The 19,966-nt window shown below is 64.4% G+C and carries 23 protein-coding genes, 2 tRNA genes and 1 pseudogene; 20 read left to right on the top strand and 6 right to left on the bottom strand.

Annotated features, from left to right (window positions below):
* The first annotated feature begins 84 nt into the window (after window positions 1-84).
* From J2753_RS10500 to J2753_RS10475, 6 genes are all read left to right on the top strand, one after another.
* A complete protein-coding gene (locus tag J2753_RS10500) occupies window positions 85-378 on the top strand; it encodes a 50S ribosomal protein L21e (RefSeq protein WP_209492004.1) in 294 nt (97 codons plus the stop codon).
* Entirely contained in the window at window positions 378-734 is a 357-nt protein-coding gene (locus J2753_RS10495; protein ID WP_209492003.1) for an RNA polymerase Rpb4 family protein, read from the top strand. Before J2753_RS10500 ends, J2753_RS10495 begins: the two co-directional genes overlap by 1 nt.
* 62 nt (window positions 735-796) lie before the next feature.
* Window positions 797-1,426, top strand: a complete 630-nt coding sequence (locus J2753_RS10490; protein WP_209492002.1) for a DUF655 domain-containing protein — start codon at window positions 797-799, stop codon at window positions 1,424-1,426.
* Between the two features lie 87 nt (window positions 1,427-1,513).
* Window positions 1,514-2,377, top strand: a complete 864-nt coding sequence (locus J2753_RS10485; RefSeq protein ID WP_209492001.1) for a 16S ribosomal RNA methyltransferase A — start codon at window positions 1,514-1,516, stop codon at window positions 2,375-2,377.
* On the top strand, window positions 2,377-3,636 hold the full coding sequence (locus J2753_RS10480; protein ID WP_209492000.1) for a mechanosensitive ion channel family protein: 1,260 nt from the start codon (window positions 2,377-2,379) through the stop codon (window positions 3,634-3,636). The genes J2753_RS10485 and J2753_RS10480 overlap by 1 nt, the downstream gene beginning before the upstream one ends.
* Window positions 3,633-4,280 (top strand): HemK2/MTQ2 family protein methyltransferase, encoded by a 648-nt coding sequence (locus J2753_RS10475; RefSeq protein ID WP_209491999.1) that lies wholly within the window; start codon window positions 3,633-3,635, stop codon window positions 4,278-4,280. Before J2753_RS10480 ends, J2753_RS10475 begins: the two co-directional genes overlap by 4 nt.
* A gap of 307 nt (window positions 4,281-4,587) precedes the next feature.
* Here J2753_RS10475 and J2753_RS10470 read toward each other — a convergent pair.
* A tRNA-Leu gene (locus tag J2753_RS10470) sits at window positions 4,588-4,671 on the bottom strand.
* A gap of 665 nt (window positions 4,672-5,336) precedes the next feature.
* Between J2753_RS10470 and J2753_RS10465 the strand changes: the two genes are divergently transcribed.
* The 4 genes and pseudogenes from J2753_RS10465 (at window position 5,337) to J2753_RS10450 (ending at window position 7,979) form a co-directional block, all read left to right on the top strand.
* Entirely contained in the window at window positions 5,337-6,065 is a 729-nt protein-coding gene (locus tag J2753_RS10465; RefSeq protein WP_209491998.1) for a hypothetical protein, read from the top strand.
* Between the two features lie 757 nt (window positions 6,066-6,822).
* Window positions 6,823-7,002, top strand: coding sequence for a hypothetical protein (locus tag J2753_RS10460; protein WP_209491997.1), 180 nt, complete (start codon window positions 6,823-6,825; stop codon window positions 7,000-7,002).
* 36 nt (window positions 7,003-7,038) lie between these two features.
* Window positions 7,039-7,371, top strand: a pseudogene (locus tag J2753_RS14760) (GNAT family N-acetyltransferase); the annotation flags it as partial.
* Window positions 7,372-7,796: 425 nt separating this feature from the next.
* Window positions 7,797-7,979 (top strand): hypothetical protein, encoded by a 183-nt coding sequence (locus J2753_RS10450; protein WP_209491996.1) that lies wholly within the window; start codon window positions 7,797-7,799, stop codon window positions 7,977-7,979.
* A 208-nt stretch (window positions 7,980-8,187) separates the two neighbouring features.
* Here the strand turns inward: J2753_RS10450 and J2753_RS10445 are convergent, their stop codons facing one another.
* Window positions 8,188-9,339, bottom strand: coding sequence for a tyrosine-type recombinase/integrase (locus tag J2753_RS10445; RefSeq protein ID WP_209491995.1), 1,152 nt, complete (start codon window positions 9,337-9,339; stop codon window positions 8,188-8,190).
* A 365-nt stretch (window positions 9,340-9,704) separates the two neighbouring features.
* Here J2753_RS10445 and J2753_RS10440 point away from each other — a divergent pair, with 365 nt between their 5' ends.
* From J2753_RS10440 to purF, 7 genes are all read left to right on the top strand, one after another.
* Window positions 9,705-10,202, top strand: coding sequence for a DUF309 domain-containing protein (locus tag J2753_RS10440; protein ID WP_209491994.1), 498 nt, complete (start codon window positions 9,705-9,707; stop codon window positions 10,200-10,202).
* A gap of 1 nt (window position 10,203) precedes the next feature.
* Window positions 10,204-10,989, top strand: a complete 786-nt coding sequence (locus tag J2753_RS10435; RefSeq protein WP_209491993.1) for a GNAT family N-acetyltransferase — start codon at window positions 10,204-10,206, stop codon at window positions 10,987-10,989.
* Window positions 10,990-11,046: 57 nt separating this feature from the next.
* Window positions 11,047-12,075, top strand: a complete 1,029-nt coding sequence (locus tag J2753_RS10430) for a M42 family metallopeptidase (protein ID WP_209491992.1) — start codon at window positions 11,047-11,049, stop codon at window positions 12,073-12,075.
* Window positions 12,076-12,119: 44 nt separating this feature from the next.
* Window positions 12,120-12,923 (top strand): succinylglutamate desuccinylase/aspartoacylase domain-containing protein, encoded by an 804-nt coding sequence (locus J2753_RS10425; protein WP_209491991.1) that lies wholly within the window; start codon window positions 12,120-12,122, stop codon window positions 12,921-12,923.
* A gap of 68 nt (window positions 12,924-12,991) precedes the next feature.
* A complete protein-coding gene (locus J2753_RS10420) occupies window positions 12,992-13,222 on the top strand; it encodes an LSM domain-containing protein (RefSeq protein ID WP_209491990.1) in 231 nt (76 codons plus the stop codon).
* Entirely contained in the window at window positions 13,219-13,395 is a 177-nt protein-coding gene (locus J2753_RS10415; protein ID WP_209491989.1) for a 50S ribosomal protein L37e, read from the top strand. Before J2753_RS10420 ends, J2753_RS10415 begins: the two co-directional genes overlap by 4 nt.
* A 263-nt stretch (window positions 13,396-13,658) precedes the next feature.
* Complete coding sequence (gene purF / locus J2753_RS10410) at window positions 13,659-15,140, top strand: amidophosphoribosyltransferase (RefSeq protein ID WP_209491988.1); 1,482 nt, start codon at window positions 13,659-13,661, stop codon at window positions 15,138-15,140.
* 77 nt (window positions 15,141-15,217) lie between these two features.
* On the opposite strand, the gene J2753_RS10405 is transcribed toward purF, so the two are convergent.
* Window positions 15,218-15,781, bottom strand: a complete 564-nt coding sequence (locus tag J2753_RS10405; RefSeq protein ID WP_209491987.1) for a DUF420 domain-containing protein — start codon at window positions 15,779-15,781, stop codon at window positions 15,218-15,220.
* A 171-nt stretch (window positions 15,782-15,952) separates the two neighbouring features.
* On the opposite strand from J2753_RS10405, the gene J2753_RS10400 reads away from it, so the two are divergent.
* Window positions 15,953-16,037, top strand: a tRNA-Leu gene (locus J2753_RS10400).
* A gap of 204 nt (window positions 16,038-16,241) precedes the next feature.
* Complete coding sequence (locus J2753_RS10395; RefSeq protein WP_209491985.1) at window positions 16,242-16,418, top strand: multidrug transporter; 177 nt, start codon at window positions 16,242-16,244, stop codon at window positions 16,416-16,418.
* A gap of 83 nt (window positions 16,419-16,501) precedes the next feature.
* Here J2753_RS10395 and rpl12p read toward each other — a convergent pair whose 3' ends face one another.
* Genes rpl12p through J2753_RS10380 form a run of 3 tightly spaced genes read right to left on the bottom strand, consistent with a single transcriptional unit; the run spans window position 16,502 to window position 18,533 of the window.
* Window positions 16,502-16,846, bottom strand: coding sequence for a 50S ribosomal protein P1 (rpl12p, locus tag J2753_RS10390; RefSeq protein ID WP_209491983.1), 345 nt, complete (start codon window positions 16,844-16,846; stop codon window positions 16,502-16,504).
* A 5-nt stretch (window positions 16,847-16,851) separates the two neighbouring features.
* Window positions 16,852-17,898, bottom strand: coding sequence for a 50S ribosomal protein L10 (locus J2753_RS10385; protein WP_209491981.1), 1,047 nt, complete (start codon window positions 17,896-17,898; stop codon window positions 16,852-16,854).
* Window positions 17,895-18,533, bottom strand: coding sequence for a 50S ribosomal protein L1 (locus tag J2753_RS10380; RefSeq protein ID WP_209491979.1), 639 nt, complete (start codon window positions 18,531-18,533; stop codon window positions 17,895-17,897). Before J2753_RS10380 ends, J2753_RS10385 begins: the two co-directional genes overlap by 4 nt.
* A gap of 237 nt (window positions 18,534-18,770) precedes the next feature.
* On the opposite strand from J2753_RS10380, the gene priS reads away from it, so the two are divergent.
* A complete protein-coding gene (gene priS / locus J2753_RS10375) occupies window positions 18,771-19,946 on the top strand; it encodes a DNA primase catalytic subunit PriS (RefSeq protein ID WP_209491977.1) in 1,176 nt (391 codons plus the stop codon).
* Window positions 19,947-19,966: the final 20 nt, after the last annotated feature.

Here is a 19,966-nt window from a genome sequence, read left to right as displayed (position 1 = left end):
GGTCGTCGCGCGCGTGGCGGCCGCTCACGACGGCCCGAGAACGCATCGTTTATACGCCGACCGCGAATAAGCGACGACAAGACCATGCCTAGCTCCAACGGGCCCAACACCGGAACTCGGAACAAGATGTCGAACCACCCCCGAGAACGCGGCACCTCGCCGCCCCAGCGCGCCATCGCGGAGTACGACGAGGGCCAGAAGGTCCACCTCGTGCTCGACCCGTCCGTCGAGGGCGGCCGCTTCCACGCGCGCTTCAGCGGTCACACCGGCGAAGTCGTCGGCCAGCAGGGCGACGCGTTCAAGGTCCAGATCACCGACGGCGGCAAGGAGAAGGTCCTGATCGCCGGCGCCGCCCATCTCCGCGCGCAGGAGGAGTAATGACGATCTTCAAAGAGAAGCTCGATGAGGAGTACCTCACCGCCTCCGAGGTCAAAGCGGAACTCCAGGAAGTCGAGGAGAAGCGCGCCGCCGAGGAGGATCGGGAGCTCCGCTACGAGCTCGCGCGCGCCATCGAGCACGTGAACCGCTTCGCGCTGCTCGACGCCAAGGAGTCCCGGGAACTGGTCGGCCGCCTCGAGGAACTCGAGAAGGTCGACGAGCCGACCGCCCACAAGATCGCGGACCTACTGCCCCGCGACCGGGACGAACTCCGGACGGTGTACGCACAGGAGCGCTACTCGCTGTCCGGCGACGAACTCGACGCGATCCTCAACGTCGTCGCCGAGTACGCCTGAGGCCGGACGACGACTTCTCACACCGGCCGACAGTTTATCCGTGGGCGTGACGTACGCGGGCCATGAGCGACGCCCACGAGTCCGACGCTGCCGCGAGCGACGCCGACGGGGAGGAGCCACGCTCCTCCGACGACGAGGAGTCGGTCGAACGCGCAGTCGTGCTCGACCACCTGCCTTACGGGCGCCCCGACGACGACCGGCCCCAGCACCAGAAACCCGAGATCGCCTACGCCGTCGGCGAGGCGGAGTTCGACCTGTTCGAACTCACGCTGGCGGAGGGCGCCGACGTGAGCATCGGCGACCGCGTCGTCGTCGTGCCCGACGCCGACCGGGACCTGATCCAGCGCTACCGCGAGATCGACCACGAGGACCTCTCGCGGGGCGCCGAACAGGAACTCGAGTACGTGACCGAGGAGATCGTCGAGCGCCACCCCCAGCCGTTCCTCGACTACTTCAACGAGGCCCAGCCGCTGACCCTGCGGCTCCACCAACTCAACGTCCTGCCCGGCATCGGCGATACGCTCCGGGACGACATCCTCGAGAGCCGCAAGCGCCAGGGCCCCTTCGAGAGCTTCGACGACCTGGAGGAGCGCATCGACGGCCTCCACGACGCGAAAGGCACCGTCGTCGACCGCATCGTGGAAGAGCTCACCGAGGACGTGAAGTACCGCGCGTTCGTCGCCGAGAACTGACGGGACCGCGGGCCCACGCGGCCTAATGTCGACGGCCCGAAACGCCGGAACGGGGCTTTTAACGCCGGCGGGGCGATAGAGCGGGTAATGACTGCTCCCGACGAGTCGCGGGACCCCGACGGCCTCATCCGCCGAGCCAAGCGGGGGAACCCGGAGTTCGACCAACACTTCCTCGTCGACGACCGGGTGCTCGACCGCATCCCGAACTACCTCCCCGAGGGGGCCGACCGCTCGCATCTGCTGGAGATCGGTGGCGGAACCGGCGCGCTCACCGACCGCCTGCTCGATGCGGTTCCCGAGGACGGCCATGTGAGCGTCGTCGAACGCGACCCAGATCTCGTCTCGTTCCTGCGCAAGGAGTTCGCCGACGAGATCGAGGCCGGCGACCTGACCGTGATCGCCGGCGACGCGCTGGAGGTCGACCTCCCGGCGTTCACCGCCTCGGTGTCGAACCTCCCCTACGGCGCCTCCTCGGAGATCGCGTTCGACCTGCTCCCGCGGAAGCGCCCGCTCGTGTTGATGTTCCAGCGTGAGTTCGCCGAGCGGATGGTCGCCGAGGCCGGCGACGACGACTACGGCCGGCTCTCGGTGTCGGCCCGGCATTACGCCGACGTGGAACTGGTCGAGCACGTGCCTGCGGAGGCGTTCGACCCGCAGCCACGCGTCGAGAGTGCCGTTGTGCGCTGTACCCCTCGCGACCCCGAGTACGAAGTTTCCGACGAGGCGTTCTTCCTGCGGTTCGTGAAGGCGCTGTTCACCCAGCGCCGGAAGACGATGCGCAACGCGGTGCGCAACACGGGCCACATCTCCGGACTGGAGGACCCCGACGCCGTCGTCGCGGCGGCCGACGAGTCGCTGATGAGCAAGCGGGCCGGCAACGTCACGCCCGCGGAGTTCGCAGCGCTGGCCCGACTGGCGATCCGAGTCGATCCCGGCGTCGGGGGTGAGTGATGCCCGGCTACCAGGAGATCCGCAACGCGATCTGGCGGACCGTCGTCTCCACCGAAGCGCAGATCCTGGTCACGGTTGCCGCGCTCGTCCTGCTCGCAATCGTCGTGGTTGCCGTGCGCTCGGTCGGGCCGCGGCTGAAAGAGTACGTCGACGATGCCGTCGCCGAGTCGCTGCAGGCGGGCTTCATCGCGCTGTTCGCGGCGGCGACCTCGCTGTTCCTGATCTCGGTCTGGCGGGCCGGCTGGCTGATCGAACGCGGGTTCGACCAGATCGACCCGAGCAGGGTCGACGTGGTCGCGGTCGTGCTAAGCGTCGCCGTCTTCGCGGCCGCCTACACGGTGACCAGAATTTCCAAGAACAGTATCCGGCGGCTTTCGAAGGAGCGCGGGGCGATCACCAACCACCAACAGGAGGTCGCCCACCACGTCGTCCAGCTGTTCATCTTCGGGCTGGGGATCCTCGTGGTGCTGGGCATCTGGAACGTCGAACCCGGCGACCTGCTGCTCGGGGCCGGCGCCGCGACGGTCGTGTTCGGCCTCGCGGCCCGGCAGACGCTCGGCGCGGTGCTGGCGGGGTTCGTGGTGCTGTTCTCCCGCCCGTTCGATCTGGGCGACTGGGTCGTGGTCGGCGACGAGGAGGGGATCGTCACCGACATCAGCGTGTTCAACACCCAGCTTCGGACGTTCGACGACGAGTACGTGATGATCCCCAACGACATCGTCACGGACACTGAGATCCGGAACCGATCCCGGAAGGGGCGTCTGCGCCTCGAGACCGACGTAGGCGTCGACTACGAGACCGATGTGGAGCACGCGATGGAAATCGCCGCGGCGGCGATGGACGAGACGGAGACGCCGATGGAGCGTCCGGACCCAAACGTCGTGCTCTCGGAGTTCGGCGGCTCCAGCGTCGTGTTGAAGCTCCGCTACTACATCGACAACCCCAGCGCCCGGAAGATGTGGAAGGCCCGGACGGAGGTCATCTCGGCGGTGAAGGACGCGTTCGCTGCGGAGGGGATCAAGATCCCGTTCCCACAGCGGGAACTCTCCGGGCGGCCCGAAGCGGGCGGCCTCGCGGTTTCGGGCGTGCGGGCGAGTGAGGTGACTGACGGCGACGACGACGCCGACGGCGCCGACGATGCGGAGTCCGACGGCGACGATGGCGAAGACGCGGAAATCGACGATGACCGCGTCGAACGCGAGGACGCCGTCGAGGCTGAGGACACGACGGACACTGACGACACGGAGGGCGAGGAATGACTGACTCCGACCCGAGCGACGCCGACGAGGGATCGTCGGCCGCGGGGCTGGCCGAGCGCCGTGGCGAGGAGACAAACGTCTATCAGCCGGCGGAGGACTCCGGGCTGCTCGCCGACGCTGCCGAGGAGTTCGCCCGCGGGCGAACGTTGGAGGTGGGCACCGGCTCGGGCTGGGTCGCCGAGCAGACCGCTCCGCACGTTTCGGAGATGATCGCCGCGGACGTGAACCCCCACGCCTGCCAGCAGGCCCGGGAGCGCGGCATCGAGGCGGTGCGGACGAACCTGTTCGACGCGTTCGCCGACGGGAGCTTCGAGACGGTGCTGTTCAACCCGCCGTACCTCCCGACGGACCCCGAGAACGAGTGGGACGACTGGATGGAGCAGGCGCTCTCGGGCGGCGAGAGCGGCCGGGAGCTGATCGAGCCGTTCCTCGAGGACCTCGGCAGAGTGCTCGCCCCGGGCGGGCAGGCGCTGCTGCTGGTCTCCTCGCTGGCGGGCTACGAGGAGGTTGAGGAGTTGGCTCGCGACGCCGGCTTCGTCCCCGAGGAGGTTCGACAGGAGTCCTACCCGTTCGAGACGCTGTCGATCCTGCGGCTGACGCGGTTCATGCTCTGTGGGAAGCCGTCGGCTGGACAGATCGAGTAGGCTTCAGAAGGTTTTGCGAGGGAAGAGCGCTCCGAGAGCGTCTTCCTGCATCTCGGGGTGGTTGCCCCGGCGATGCGAGGGAAGGGATTTGAACCCTTGGACCACCGGAAGACGGTCCGTTCGTTCCACTCACGGACCGACTTCCGTGCCCACACTCGCTTCGCTCGTGTGGACGCTACAGGAGCGGATCTCGCGTCCGCCGCCGCTCTTGGCTATCGCCGCCGCTGTTCGGGAGTAGTACCGAATTTTGCGAGGGAAGAGCGCTCCGAGAGCGTCTTCCTGCATCTCGGGGTGGTTGCCCCGGCGATGCGAGGGAAGGGATTTGAACCCTTGGACCTCTACAGGAGCGGATCTTGAGTCCGCCGCCGTTTCCGAGCTTGGCTACCCTCGCACGCACTCAGGCAGAAGCCTTCGTAGAGGTTTAAGGCACCGGTTTCCCCTCCCTCGGTCTTCGTGATTACGTTTTCCGCCTTGGCTAACAAAAAGCTTGCGAGGTGTCGGACACTATCCACTTCCCGTTTTGCGACTTCATCTGTCAGTTTTGGGAATCGAGAGACGGGGATAGAAAGTAGCCCACAACATAGTAAGAAATCAGACAAAAACTGAATACGTCGGCTGATGTTGATGGTGCAAAATCTCGGATGAGACGGAATCGGTCGGAATAAACCGGGACTTCAACCCGGATGGAGTGTGATTTTGCTTAAAAAGCCACTATGGAACCCACTATAGAGGGAGGTCAAGCATCAGAGGTTCGTCTACCAGAGAGGAATCCAAACCCTCGCCACAGGAGTTCGGAATGGAGTAGCACCACGTTCTTGGACTCATCTCCGGGGGCAACTCCGGGGGTTTGACTACCCAAGACTTCTTTCAAGAATCGCACAACCCCAACGCTGTCACGCAATTATTCCGGTATCTTTTTGCACCCTGCGAACCTTTATAGAAGGCAAATTCTCGCGGGACTCTCAACCGACGAGTCGCAACTATTGAGTTCCACTTTGCGGGTTCTCCGCATTGAGGAGGGGAGTACGTCGAGAGACTTCTGCGGCCAACCTAACAATGACGACGAAATCATTCACAACTACGAGCGGTATCCCTACAAACCGCGAATTGTCGGGCGACGTTGAGGGGGATAATTCATCTGCGTCGCCCTACGCTCGTTCTGATGAGTTCGCTGATGAACGTCTGGCAGGTAACAGTTCAGCCCCGGCCCTAAACAACGCGACGTATATCGGCGTCCATGAGGATGAATATCAAAGTAAAGCCAGCTGGAAACAAATCAAGAAATACGAGCGGCTTGAACTCTACAATCGAGGAACCCATACCAGACAGGGCCGAGTTGACCAGACACAACTTCACGATCAAGATGACTGGTACTTCTGCGAATCCCTGACCGCACAGATGGGGCTTTCAGACTATGAATGGTTGTTGACATTGAGGCTGTTCAAACCGATGGACATGCGTACGTATCGCGGCACTGAGTCGGATGACTCCAAGACTACGATGAAGCAGTATCTCGGTGCGTTCTGTGTTGGTGCGCTTGTGTACAACGCTGGACAGTCAGATAACCGCTGGATGTACTACCCCGGGACAGAATCCGGGGAGAAGATTGAGCGGTACAACTCACCCAAAGCACGATTCGAAGTACAGCAAGTGGAGGACGACTTGGTCGATAGGCATCAAGCCGTAGAGCGGTGTGCCGAGAGTCTCGACTTCTCAGAGGGAGAGATTCGCTCGTGCCTGGAGAAAGTTCGCACCGAACTCCCCGCATGGGTTGACGATGGTTGAGTTAAACCCCCCGGTTTATAAGATACTTTGTATTATTATGATTGAGGGTGTCGGGACATGAAGGCATCTACCTGAATAGATATACACGCTGTTCCACTTCTTGAGATTCAATACATTGAGTGGGTTGGAACGCCAATGTTCCAGTTCATTGAGGGGGGAGAGAACTTGGGCGGGGAGCGAAGCGGACCGCCGTTCTTTAGCTGGACGAAACTCTTCATTGAGGGAGTTGGACTCCTCTCCCACTCAATGCATTGTTCCCCTGAGGGAGTATCAGGCCTCTTACGTAGTCCAGTCGTCCCGTGATGAATCCCCGATCAATCATCGAGAAGATGAACAGCAAGCAAACTGATGGCTTGAGCGCCGTCTATATATCGGGACTGAAAGCATCCATTCGGGCAGGTCCTGGATAGTGTACCTCATGAATTTCGGCGGTTTCGGTGAGTGGGAACACTCCGAGGATTCACTTCATCGAGCCGGCGACGGCTACGTTGTTCTCTCAGTCTTCGGTAAGTATAGAGGAACAAAGTAATACGCCGTTGTGACATCTCCCGGTTTCTGTCAAGACCGGCGTGCTGAATCAGAAGTTGGTTTCAGCACAGTAAATTGGTTCTATTCATATTGACTTGTTCGACTAATCGAGGACATCACTGGAGACATCAGAACGGGCATTGACCGAACATCCGCACACTCCTATCAACAACCGCACTAATTCGTGTGAGACATAACTGTTATCCGTGATACAAGCTTCCGATGTGGCATGCAAATTCGTCGCGTTCGGAACGAAGAGGACTCGATGCGTCGATTCGTCGAAGAATTGTGGTTACCGTACCAGCGTGCCCTCGAAGAGTTGGTCGAGTCGCATGTGATGGCCGAAGAGATTGACATCGATGAAATCGTCGAGTTCCGCACTCAGTGGTTCGACGACCCGACCAAATGACTCTGGGTCGCGCTCGACGATGCCGACGACCCAACTGGGCCTCTCGCGGATATCGACGCCACGTTCGCTGGCTTTCTCGGCACGTCGCTCCAGACGCCCCCTTCGAAGTTCGAGACGGTAGACCAGCTTATTCTCGGAAACATCTACGTCGACCCTGAGTACCGTAGCACTGGTCTTGCGGACGAGTTAGTTGCCCGCGCGATTCAGCAGGCACACGAGGAGGGTGCCGTAGAACTCACCCTCGAAGTGGACGCCGACAATGACCGTGCGCTCGCCTACTACGAGAAACTGGGATTCGACGTTAGTCGATACAAGATGCGGATACCACTCGAAGAGGTACAGTTCGATATACAACGTCGTGTCAATTGAACCCTCCAAGCCTCTCTGATGTTGTCTGCGTGCCCGTATTCAGCACGCCACCGCTCACATCATTGATGTCTGATAGGGCCTGTCTCGATACCTATGCAATCCCACTTACCGGCTGTTTCACTCCAGACCAGCTGGTTGGAATCCACTCCCTCAATGAGTTGATTCCCTTCGACCAAAGCAGGGAACACTCCCTCCCCCATCATACCTACTACACACAACAACCACACGGCCTCCACTAAGTTATTGTGCAAGAATCGGAGGACTGCACCGGGGTGGTGGTAACAGAAGCGTGTTAGTACTTATAAAGAGAATCACTCCGTGTACTCACTCCATTGAGCCGGCGACGACTACGTTGTTCTCTCGGTCTTCGGTAAGTACAGAGGGAGAACCGAACGATTCACATCAAGGGCAGATAACGTGGTTGTATGACCGACCGTATCGAGAGACTCCTCGCTGTTCTGGTCATCCTGATAGCCTTGTTGGTAGTAGCTCAAACGACTGTTGTCCCACGAAACCGACTACTGAGTACGATAGGGATTTTCTTTGGAAGCTTGGCGGTCGTCTACGCATTGATGGAGCTACTGATGACATTCCAGTCAAATTCCTGATTCGACCGTTCGCAGGCCTACTTCTCGCCTATTCCGTCACACACTCTCCGAAACCAACACTCATCAGTAGAAGCCGAAGGAACTCTACAAGGGTGGTTGGTTCTCAACTCCTCGATGTGTTGTTCCACTTCTTTCGGAAGGGCGGCTATAGTACCCAATAGGGAGAGTTCCGAAAAGGATTCACAGCATCGAGGGGGAAAGGTTTGTCCTACCCCATCTTGTCAAGCGCATCTCGTCGGTCTTCTGGCGGTGTCCCGTCGTACTTCATAGTTGTCTCAGGGCGTTTGTGGCGGAGTTGTTCTTGTGTTGCTGCGAGGTCTTCGGCACGAGTCATATACGTGCCAACCGAGTGGCGAATTGAGTACCAACTCATCTTCCGAGACTCGTGGGGAACACCGGCTTTCTCACACAACTTCAACAGGAGCCGGCGAAGCGATTTCGAGCCGTAAGGATTCCCATGAGTTGTCAACCAGAGAGAGTCGTTGTCGTCGTACTTCGGGTAGTGTGTTCGCTCGTGAATCCACTTTTCCAGAGCGTCGGCTGTTCGGTCACGGAGACTGACGTTCCAGTTCTCGACGTTTTTCGCTGATTCCTCCTTCGGGATACGGAGCAGAGAGTTTTCAACGTCAACCCACGAGGTCTTTGCCCGTTCTACTTCGGTTGGACGTAGTCCTGCGTCGAGACTCACCCACACGAGAGAGGTCAACTTCCAAGAGCCAATGTCTCCCCAATCATCGACGCCCAACGCCTCAATGGGTTTGTTCACGCGCTCAGCCACGTAGGGCTTGAGACGTTCCCGACGTTTTTCCTTGCACTTCACTGTCTTGTACGCGGGTATGTCTCCATGTTCGAGAGCTGTGTGGCGGAGTTCTGCTCGTTCGGTTGTACTTAGGTAGTCCTGCGGCTGTTGTCCGTTGCCGGTAGAGAACGAACGGTCAGGTTCCCACTCGTCTCCTCCGAACTCGTGGTGTCGCCAGTTGAAGTAGCGTTTGAGGGAGTGGAGACAGCTATGCTTATGAGAGTTCGAGTAGTCCGAGTAGGCCATCGCCTCGATGAAGTCGTCAGCATGGCTTGTCGTCAGAGTAGGGACGTATTCATCTTCCTCACCCCAGACCCACCGCTCACAGAAGGCGACACGATAGACTGTTCGCTTGGCTGTTCCTTGCGTGTAGCCGACTACGTCACGAGGGTCCTTCCCTTCCAGCAGAAGCCATTCTGCAAATTCCTTGCGTGTGTTCTCGTAGTCGAACTCCTGTTTGTGGGCCAGCATCGAGCGATTCTCCTCCGGGACAAGAGGGAACTCGACCTCAACTGACCGCGAGCCGATAAGCCCTGATTCGTTAAGTGGATTATCTTCCATTTAGTCTACATCTCCCGAAAACCGAGTAGAAGGGAGGCTTGGGGCCTTAGACCTCCACTTTTGCGGATGCGGTGGATAGCCGGCTTGCCCGGCTAATCTTGAGTCCGCCGCCGTTTCCGAGCTTGGCTACCCTCGCACGCAGTCACTGGCGCTCGCCGGCGACAGATTGCCCCCTGCCGGTCTTAAAACCTTCTCAGTCGTGAAGCCACTGCCGCGCCCTGATTTCGGCGGCAGGGCGCCGTCGATCCGTCGTCGCCCCAGCGCCGACTCATCGCCTCCAGCGAGCCGTTCGCGTCGATTCGGCGCCGATCAGGGCCGCTCGCTCGCCGATAGTTTCACACTCCTACCGGCCTATCGCCCCGACGATGGACGAACACACCCGTGACCCCGGCGTTGCCCCGCCGCTGGGGAACCCGACCGGGTGGCGCGAGGACCGCCGGTGGGAGCACGCGACGCTCCGCCGCGCGGCCGAACACGGCGTCCGTCTCTACAACGACGGCGCCTACACCGAGAGCTACGACTGCTTCAAGTTCGAGTGGTACAACTACGGCCGCGGCACCGCCGAGTCGGCGTTCTGCCACGGGATGCAGCAGGTCGCCGCCGGCACGCACAAACACGCCGCCGAGGCCGGCCGGGGCGCCGAGGCCGGCGACGCCGGGATGCGCTCGCTGTTCTCCACCGCCCTCGAGTATCTCCGCGGCGTCCCCGGCGATTTCTACGGCATCGACGTCGCCGATGTCCGGCGTCGCCTGCTGCTGGCGACGTTCGAACCCCACCTCATCGACCCCTGGCGCATCGCCATCGACGACCATACGCCCGACGCGTACCCCGCCGACTACGAGTACGCCGCGGGGCTGGGGTGAGATGCTCTCCACCAGCCGCATCGCCGCCGCGGAGTACGCCAAGCGGCGTGTCCTCGCCGACGTGACTGAGACGTGGTTCGGGACGTTCGTCCACGATACCACCCACGACGACCGGGCGGCGGCGACACAGCTACTCGACACGCGGCTTCCGTCCGCGGCGGAGCCACCGGCGACAGTGGGGGAAGACGAGGCCGCACAGTCGCTGCTCGACCAACTCGACGCCCTCTACGAGCGCCACGGCCTCCCCCACCGCGTCGTCGCCGGCTACGACACCGAGACGGCGGTCCGACTCGACCCTGTCCTCAGGGATCACGGCTACGAGCGCGAGGACTACCGGGCGCTCGCCCCGGACTCCATCGACCTGCCGAGCGACGACACAGGCCTCCGGTTCGCGACCCACCAGCACGGGAGTGACGAGGCGCAGGCCGTCCACGAGTCGGTCGGACGCGATCCGGCCGGCATCGACTACGCAGCCGCGGTTGCGAGCGCGCTCGACGGGCGCGAGGTCGTCGTCTCCCGCGGGGGAGAGCCAGTCGGTGCCGCCGGCTGGTACGTCCACGACGGCGGGGCCGGCGACGAGCCAGTCGCCCGGTTCACCCACGTCGGCGTCCGGCCCGACGCGCAGGATGAGGGCGTCGGCGCCGAACTGGTCCGGACAGTCGTGGATCGGTGCTCGGTCCCCGCGGAACGAATGGTCGTCTGCGCCACGAGCGAGCACGTCGGATTCTACGAGTCGCTGGGGTTCGATCAAGAGGCCTCCCTCTGGCGGTTCGCACGGCTCCCCTGAGCCGGCGACGGTCACCCCGACCGGAGCGCCTTTGGCGGACCCGGAACAGCCTCGGGTATGCACGACCGCGATCTACTGTTCGACCTTTCGGGCGCCGCGGGCCCCGTTGGTTACGAGGACGGCGTCCGCGAGGTGGTCCGCGAAGCGCTCGGTCCTGAAGTCGACCGCATGGAGACTGACGCGATGGGGAACGTGGTGGGAACGGCGGAGGGCGACAGCGACCGCGAAGTCGTCGTCGCGGCCCACATGGACGAAATCGGGTTTATGGTCTCCCGGGTCGACGACGAGGGGTTCCTGAAACTCGACTCGCTCGGCGGCTGGAACGCCCAGATCCTCCGCGCCCAACCAGTGACGGTCCACACCGACGACGGCGAGGTGGCGGGCGTCATCGGCGCCGAACCGGCCCACACCCGCGACGAGGACGACGTGGGGGACATCGACGACCTCGCGGTGGACCTCGGTCTCGACGGCGACGATGCCGCCGACGCCGTCTCGGTCGGCGACGTGGTCACGCTCGATACCGACCCACGCGTGCTGGGTGACTGCGTGACCGGCAAGGCGCTGGACGACCGCGCGGGCGTCTACGCGATGCTCGCGGCCGCGCGCGCAGCCGACCCCGACGCGACGGTCCACTTCTGCGCGACGGTCCAAGAGGAGGTCGGCCTGCGCGGTGCTCGCGTAGTGGCGACCAGCGACGAGTTCGACCCGGATCTCGTCATCGCGCTCGACGGCACGCTGGAACGGAGCGTCTCGGGCGTCGAGGCGGCCGACCGGATCACCACGCTCGGCGACGGCGTCGGCATCAAGCGCAAGGACGCCTCCGTCATCCCCAGCCCCGAAGTGGTGGACTGGTTCACCGACGTTGCCGAGGACGAGGACATCGAGCACCAGCACGAGGTAGCGTGGAACATCGGCACCGACACCGGCGCGCTCCAGAACGCCGGCGGCGCGGTGCGCTCCGGCGCGCTCTCGGTGCCGGTGCGCTACCACCACTCGCCGGTCGAGACAGCGCATCGCGAGGACCTGACGGCGACGGTCGATCTGCTGGCGGCGGCGCTGGCGCGGACCGGCGAACTGGTGGACTGATCCGGAGCGATCCCTTCTTGCCTATCGGTCCCATCCCTCAGTGTATGCGAATCCACCAGTTGGGCGAGGGGCAGCCCGAGCTGGCAGTCGTCGCCGGCATCCACGGAGACGAGCCCTGCGGCGTCGAGGCCGTCGAGCGCCTCGTCGCCGAGGACCCCGACGTCGACCGCCCGGTGAAGCTCATCGTCGCCAACGAGGAGGCCCTCGAGCAGGGCGTGCGGTTCCTCGAAGAAGACCTCAACCGCGCGTTCCCGGGCGACCCCGATGGCCCCACTCACGAGTCCCGGCTGGCACACGAACTCGCCCGCGAGGTACAGGGCTGTACGGTGCTGGCGCTGCACTCCACGCAGTCCTACGCCGAACCCATCGCGGTGATCGACACCGTCGACGAGATCGCGCGCTCGCTCGCGCCGCTGCTGCCCGTCGACGTGCTGATCGAGACCGACGAACACACCGACGGCCGCCTGATCGAGCACGCCCACACCATCGAGATGGAGTGTGGCCTCCAGGGCAGCGACGGGGCCGCCGAAAACGCCTACTGGCTGGTCCGGGCGTTCCTCACCGCCTCGAACGCGATGTCGGCGCCGGTCGGCGACGACCACGAAGGACTGCCGGAGCGCGACGACGTCCGCGTGTTCCGCCTCGATGGCCCGATCCCCAAGCCGCCGGGGAAGGAGTACGACGTGGTGGTGCCCAACTTCGAGAAAGTCGAGGCTGGCGAGCGGTTCGCGCTGGCCGATGGCGAGGCGCTGACGGCCGACGAGCCGTTCTACCCGGTGCTCCTCTCCGCTGAGGGGTACGACGACATCTTCGGCTACGCGGCAGAGGAGGTCGGCACGCTGGAGTAGATCTGGGCCTGTGAGACCCTCGTCGGCGGTTCGGTACGTTTATTTCCACGACCGGGGTTTGAGTGACCATGAGTGGACGCCCGCTCGACGTGCTCGAAGAGTCGCTCTCGGAGCCGGTGACGGTCCACCTGAAGGACGGCAAGTCCTTCTACGGGACGCTCTCGGGCTACGACCAGCACATGAACGTAGTTCTCGACCCCGCCGACGCCAGCGACGCTGTGCTGGGCGAACTCGACGTCGAGGAAGTGGACAACACAACGATTATCCGTGGCGACAACGTCGTTTCGGTAACTCTATGACCGGCGCAGGAACACCCAGCCAGGGGAAGAAGAACAACACGACTCACACGAAATGCCGCCGCTGCGGGGAGAAATCCTACCACACGAAGAAAAAGCAGTGTTCGTCGTGTGGCTTCGGGAAGTCCGCCAAGCGTCGTGGCTACTCGTGGCAGTCGAAAAACGGCGACAACTGACGGTTCTCTCTGCGGCCGCTTTCTCCACCCGTCAGCGACGGCGCTCTCTGCGGCCGCTTTCTCCACCCGTCAGCGACGGCGCTCTCCTCACAGCCGTCGCTTCGTTCTCCGCCGTCGACGCCTCCCGGGAGCGACAGCGTCGCTACGGATCCTGTCTCGTCGACGGCGACGGGTATGCACGTAGCTGTATAACTCTGGGAGCTTCCGGCAGAGATAGGGCACGATAGCGGGGGTTTTTGGTCTCCCATCCCTCAGCTACGCGTATGCACGAGGGTTCGGCTGCGGGGCCGGCCGACGACGGGATGCGCGACAAGTGCGGCGTCGTCGGCGTCGCACTCGAAGAACGGGGGGCTGCTCGCCCCTGTTACTACGGGCTCTACGCGCTCCAGCACCGCGGGCAGGAGTCCGCGGGCATCGTCACCCACGACGGGTTCCAGCAGCACGACCACGTCAAGATGGGGCTGGTCGGCGAGGCGTTCACCGAGGACGACCTCGACGGCCTCCAGGGCGAGAACGGCGTGGGCCACGTCCGCTACCCCACCGCCGGCAGCGTCGACAAGGCCTGCGCACAGCCGTTTACGGTCTCGTTCCGGTCGGGGTCGCTCGCGCTCTCACACAACGGCAATCTGGTCAACGCCGGCGAGATCCGCGAGGAACTGGCGGGCGAGGGTCACGCCTTTACCTCCGACGGCGACACCGAGGTCATCGCCCACGATCTCGCGCGCAACCTGCTCGACGCGGATCTCGTGCGCGCGGTCAAGCGCACGATGGACCGCATCCACGGCTCCTACGCGCTGACGGTGATGCACGACGAGACCGTCATCGGGATCCGGGACCCGCAGGGGAACCGCCCGCTCTGTCTCGGCAAGGTCGACGACGGCTACGTGCTCGCCAGCGAGTCGGCGGCCATCGACACGCTGGGCGGCGAATTGATCCGGGACGTGAAACCGGGCGAACTGGTGCTGCTCGAACCCGACGGCTCGGGCTACGAGAGCTACCAGCTAATCGAGCAGGAAAACACCGCCCACTGCTTCTTCGAGCACGTCTACTTCGCGCGCCCGGACTCGGTCATCGACGACGAACTCGTCTACGACACCCGGCGCGGCCTGGGGGCGCGCCTCTGGGAGGAGTCGGGCGTCGAGAGCGACGTGGTGATGCCCGTGCCCGACTCCGGGCGCGCGTTCGCCACGGGCTACGCCGAGGCCGCGACCGAGGAACTCGGCGACGACGCCCCGGAGTTCGCGGAGGGGCTGATGAAGAACCGCTACGTGGGTCGGACGTTCATCATGCCCACCCAGGACCAGCGCGAGCAGGCGGTCCGCCTGAAGCTCAACCCCATTCGCTCGACTGTCGAGGGGAAGACCGTCACCCTCATCGACGACAGCATCGTCCGCGGCACCACCTCGACCCAACTGGTCTCGCTGCTCGAGGACGCCGGCGCCGCGGAGGTTCACCTCCGGATCGGCGCTCCCGAGATCGTCGCACCCTGCTACATGGGGATCGACATGGCCTCCCGCGAGGAGCTAATTGCTGCCGGGCAGGACACCGACGACATCCGCGAGGTCGTCGGCGGCGACTCGCTCTCGTATCTGAGCGTCGACGGCGTCGCCGAGGTGCTCGGCGAGTCCCGCGCGGACCTCTGTCTGGGCTGCGTGACCGGCGAGTACCCCTACGAGATCGACGGCGAGACGACGGATCGGGACGTGAGTCGACCGGAGATCGAGGGCGCCGTCGCGGACGACTGAGCTGCCCGGCACGCGGTCAGGCGGGCAGGACGACTGAGGTGCCCGGCACGCGGTCCGGCGGGCAGGACGACTGATCCTCAGACGACCACGTACACCATCAGATACACGACGACACCCAGCGCGAACGAGATGGCCCAGAGCGGCGCCGCGACCGTCCCTACCCTGCGGTGGTTCGTCCGCGGGATCTCGCTCACGGGATGGCTCCACGCCAGTAGGAGCGTGTAGAACAGCAGCGGCACGCAGACCACCGCGAGCGTGACGTGGATCCCGAGGATCACGGCGTAGGCGGTCTCGACGGCCGGCGCGGCCGAAAACTCCGTCGGCCCAACGAGCGCGACCCGGTAGAGGTAGCCGACGAGAAAGAGCGCGAACAGGCCGAACGCCGACCCCATCAGCTTCCGGTGGCGGTCGACATCGCCGTCCTTGATCGCGCGGACGCCGAGAACGACGACGACGAACGCGACGGCGCTGACGAGCGCGTTCACGTGGGGGATGGCGTCGACGACGGCTGTCGGTGCCCGTGGGAGGAGTTCGGGCGGGACGACCCGCAGCGCGGCGGCGAACACCAGCGCGAGCGAGACGGCCGACAGCACTGCCGCGACGGCGAGCGTGTGCTCGCGGACGGTTGTGCGCACGTTCATACCGACGAGTGGGTGCGGTGGGGAATAAACGTATGGCGACCGGCACGCGGATCGCCGGATGCCGCCCACCCGACCGCCGAGCGCGGGCCATCGTCGTCGCCCGACGGCGACGGCAAAGGGAAGCCCTTTTACTAGCCCACGGCCAACGATGGAGTGCAGAGAACGGCGCGAGCGTGGGTAGCCAAGCTAGGCCAACGGCGCAGCGTTGAGGGCGCTGTCCTGTAGAGGTCCGCCGGTTCAAATCCGGTCCCACGCATCGCATACGCGACCGAAGGTCGCGAAACCGAGGCGACGAAGTCGCCGAGGCCGCGGTCGGCGGACGCGAGGCGGGCAACCACCCGCCGAACACGATGCAGGTGCTCGTCCTCTGGACAGCACCCACGCATATCCTTCCGAACGCTACACTCTGAGCGGTTACGCCGTCCTGTCACCTATCAGTTCTCAACCCGTAGCGTCGACTATGTCCGGACGATCCACCGACTCCACCGGGCTGTTCCTGATCGGACTCGTCGTTGCCGCCGTCGCTCTTGTGGGAACGACGCTACTGGGCTGGGAGTTCGGTGCGCCGAGTGGACCTGTCCCCGTCGCCCTCGGCGTCGCCTGCGTGGTGCTGGCCGTGGTCAGCCGACTTCGGTAGCGCGTCGGCGAGCGTCGCCACTCCGGAACTGGCGTCGAAAGAAATCAGCACTGCGGGAAGCAGTCGGAAGGAGGGTCGGCCGGTTAACCGAACAGCTCGCCGAGACCCTCGCCGCCGTCCTCTTCTTCTTCTTCCTCGTCTTCCTCTTCTTCCTCGGCCTCGGCCGCTTCCTCAGCCTCTTCCTCCTCGGCTTCCTCGCTCTCCTCGGCGCCACCGGCGGCGCCGCCGGCTGCGGCGCCCGCGGCGGGCGCGGCGGCGGCCGTCTCGATGGCCTCCTCGATATCGACGTCCTCGAGGGCGGCCACGAGGGCCTTCACACGCGACTCCTCGACATCGACGCCCGCGGCTTCGAGCACGGCCGTGATGTTCTCCTCGTTGATCTCCTCGCCCGATTCGTTCAGCGTGAGTGCAGCGTAGACGTATTCCATTGTAGTTACCCGAACATCTCGCCGAGACCTTCGCCGCCGTCGCTGTCGTCGTCGGAGTCGTCCTCCGGCTCGGACTCGTCGGCGTCCTCGGCATCAGTCGTTTCGTCGTCCTGTTCGTCCTCCTCGGCGCTCTCCGTGGTGGCTGCCGGCGCTTCCACGCCCTGCAGCTCCTCGGGGAGCGCCTCCTCGTCCTCGATCTGCGCGGCGAGCGCACGAAGCTGTGCGTCGGCCGTGCCGATCAGGTCGGGAGCGAGCTCCTCGTTGACGATCGTCGCCTCGAGGCCGACGGACTTGGCCTCGCCGGCGGCCTTCCCGAGCAGGGTGCCCACGGTCTGGGCAGTCGGGTAGGCCGAGTTGACCGACAGATTGCGGGCAGCCGAGGCGGCGGCCTGCACGTCTGCGCGGTACTCTTCGACGTCGATTTCGAGCTCGTCGGGCTCGAACAGCACGCCGTCGGCGTAGACGGCGCGCAGGTCGAGACCCACTTCCTTGGGCTCGATGCCCATCTCGGAGAGCACGTCGGCCAGATCCTGGTCGACGGTCTCGCCGGCTTCGAGCACTTTCGAATCCTCGGTGACCTTGATCGACCCCTCCATAATGCGGGCGGAGGCGCCGACGGTCTGTAGCTCGCCCACGAACGGGCCCGGGTCGACTCCGGTGTCACCCTCGGGGATGACGATGTCGTTGGGGGCGACCTCGCCGGCGCCGATGGGCGCCGGGGTCTTCGAGGCTTCGAGCTCCTTGAACAGGCCGAACGGGTTGTCGTTCGAACCGACGAAGGCGACCTCGCCGTTGATCTCGGTGGCGAGCTGCTCGAGCCCCTCGTCGACCTGCTCGACGGCGCGGGTCATGAGCGTGTTGCGGCTCATGCGCACCTCGGCGGTGCCGTGAAGCCCGCGTCGCATGCTCTGGAGCTGTCGCGAGGGAATGCCGGTCACGCCGACGACGCCGACGGCGTCGTAGCGCTCGAGGAAGTCGACGAGCTCGTCGACCTCCGCCTGCTTCCACTCGGGGACGGTCTCGGTCTTCCGAACGCTCTCGGCTTCGCTCATGCGGGCACCTCCACGGCCGGGCCCATCGTCGTCTTCACCCAGACTGAGTCGATGTTGAGCGGACCCTTCTCGAGGTCAGCTTCGAGTCGTCGGATGATGACGTCGATGTTGTCCGAAACCTCTCCGGGCTCCATGTCCTGGGCGCCGACGCGGGTGTGGAACGTCCGGCGGTCACGCGACCGCAGCTGAACGGTGTTTTTCATCCGTTCGACGGTCTCCACCACGTCGTCGTCGGGCTGGAGCGGGGTCGGCATCTTCCCTCGGGGACCGAGCACGGTCCCGAGGTAGCGGCCGATGTCCTGCATCATCGCGGCTTCCGCGATGAAGAAGTCCGTATCGTCGGCGAGGTCCTTGGCCTCGTCGTCGTCGTCCCCGAGCTCTTCGAGCTCGTCGGGGCCGAGGACGTCGTCGGCGACCTCTTCTGCACGGACGGCGGTCTCGCCGGTCGCGAAGACGACGATACGTGTCTCTTGTCCGGTACCTGACGGGAGCACGACGCTCTCGTCGACCCGGTTGGACGGGTCATTCAAGTCGATGTCGCGCAGGTTGACTGCGAGGTCGACCGTCTCGGTGAAGTTCCGGGGCGGCGCGTCCTCGAGTGCGCGGGATACTGCTTCCTCTATTGAATCTGCCATCTTTCACCTCCGTAGTACGCGTAGGTAGCTCCTACGGGTGAGTGAAACAGGCCACGCCTGTCTCATCCGAGACGACGGCGATGCGAGACTTAAACCCGTCGAACTCGAGAAACCGTAAAACCGGCAGAGGGCGCCGCCTCGTGACGTGTGGCGGCGTCCCGTGCGTGGCGGCCGTGGCAGAGTTCCGGGCCGCCGAGGGCAAGGCCTAAACCCCGAACTGTCCAAGCGGGCACAGAGATGGAGGACCGTACGCGAAGCTACCTCGAGGGCCGCTTCGGCGACTACTACGCCGACGCGGACCTCTCGGTCCCGCCCGCCCCCGACGCCCGCGAGTGGGGGCACATCCCCTACACCGAGAGCGAGGGAACGACGATGGTCCGCCACCGCACGTTACTCGACATGGGCGGGGACGCCCAGTCGGTCCAGGAGTTCCTCGAGCGGTCGGCCCCCCGTCACGCCTACTTCTCGGCGGCGCGCTACGACGACCCCCGGAACCGCACCATGGTCGAGAAGGGCTGGCGCGGCGCGGACCTCGTGTTCGACCTGGACGCCGACCACCTCCCCGGCGTCGACGAGGCGGAAGCGAGCTACGCCGAGATGCTCGAGGCCTGTAAGGACGCCCTCCAGCGCCTCCTCGACCTGCTCCGGGAGGACTTCGGCTTCGCGGAGGAGGACCTGCTGATCGTGTTCTCGGGGGGCCGTGGCTACCACGTCCACGTCCGGAACGACGCGCTGCTCGAACTCGACAGCGAGGCGCGCCGCGAAATCGTCGACTACGTGCGCGCGGTCGATCTGGACCGCGAGGGGCTGATCCGGACGGTCTCCCACGGCGGCACGACCCGCCGCGAACTCAAGACCCGCGGTGGGTGGGGCCGACGCGTCCACCGCGAACTAGTGGAGTTCCTCGCCGACATCCGGGAGATGGAGCGCGAGGACGCCCTCGAGGAACTCACGGCGTTCGACGGCATCGGCGACGGCCGGGCCGGCACCATCCTCGACGCCGCCGAGCGCAACCCCGGCGCCATCCGGGAGGGGAACGTCGAGGCCGGCGGCCCCGGGTTGCGAAAGCTGGTCGAAGCGCTGACCGCACAGGTCGTCCAGAACGAGACGGCGCCCATCGACGAGCCAGTCACTACGGACGTTCGCCGACTGATCCGACTCCCCGGGACGCTCCACGGCGGCACGGGGTTCGTCGTGAAACCCATCGCGCCGGACGAACTCGACGAGTTCGACCCGCTGACCGACGCCGTCGCCGACCGCTTCCGCGGCCAGCGGATCATGGTGAACGTCACTGATCCCGGGCCTATCGACGTAGGCGCCGAAACGACTATCACGGCTGGTCCGCAATCAGTGGAGGAGTACGTCGGCGTGTTCCTCATGGCCCGGGGACGCGCCGAGAAAGCCACAGAGTAGATAGAGAGACCCCCAGCCCG

This window comes from Halolamina salifodinae (genome assembly GCF_017874235.1).
Classification (GTDB): domain Archaea; phylum Halobacteriota; class Halobacteria; order Halobacteriales; family Haloferacaceae; genus Halolamina; species Halolamina salifodinae.
The sequence above is the reverse complement of the archived record's forward strand: the minus strand, read 5'-3'. Positions and strand labels throughout refer to the sequence as shown.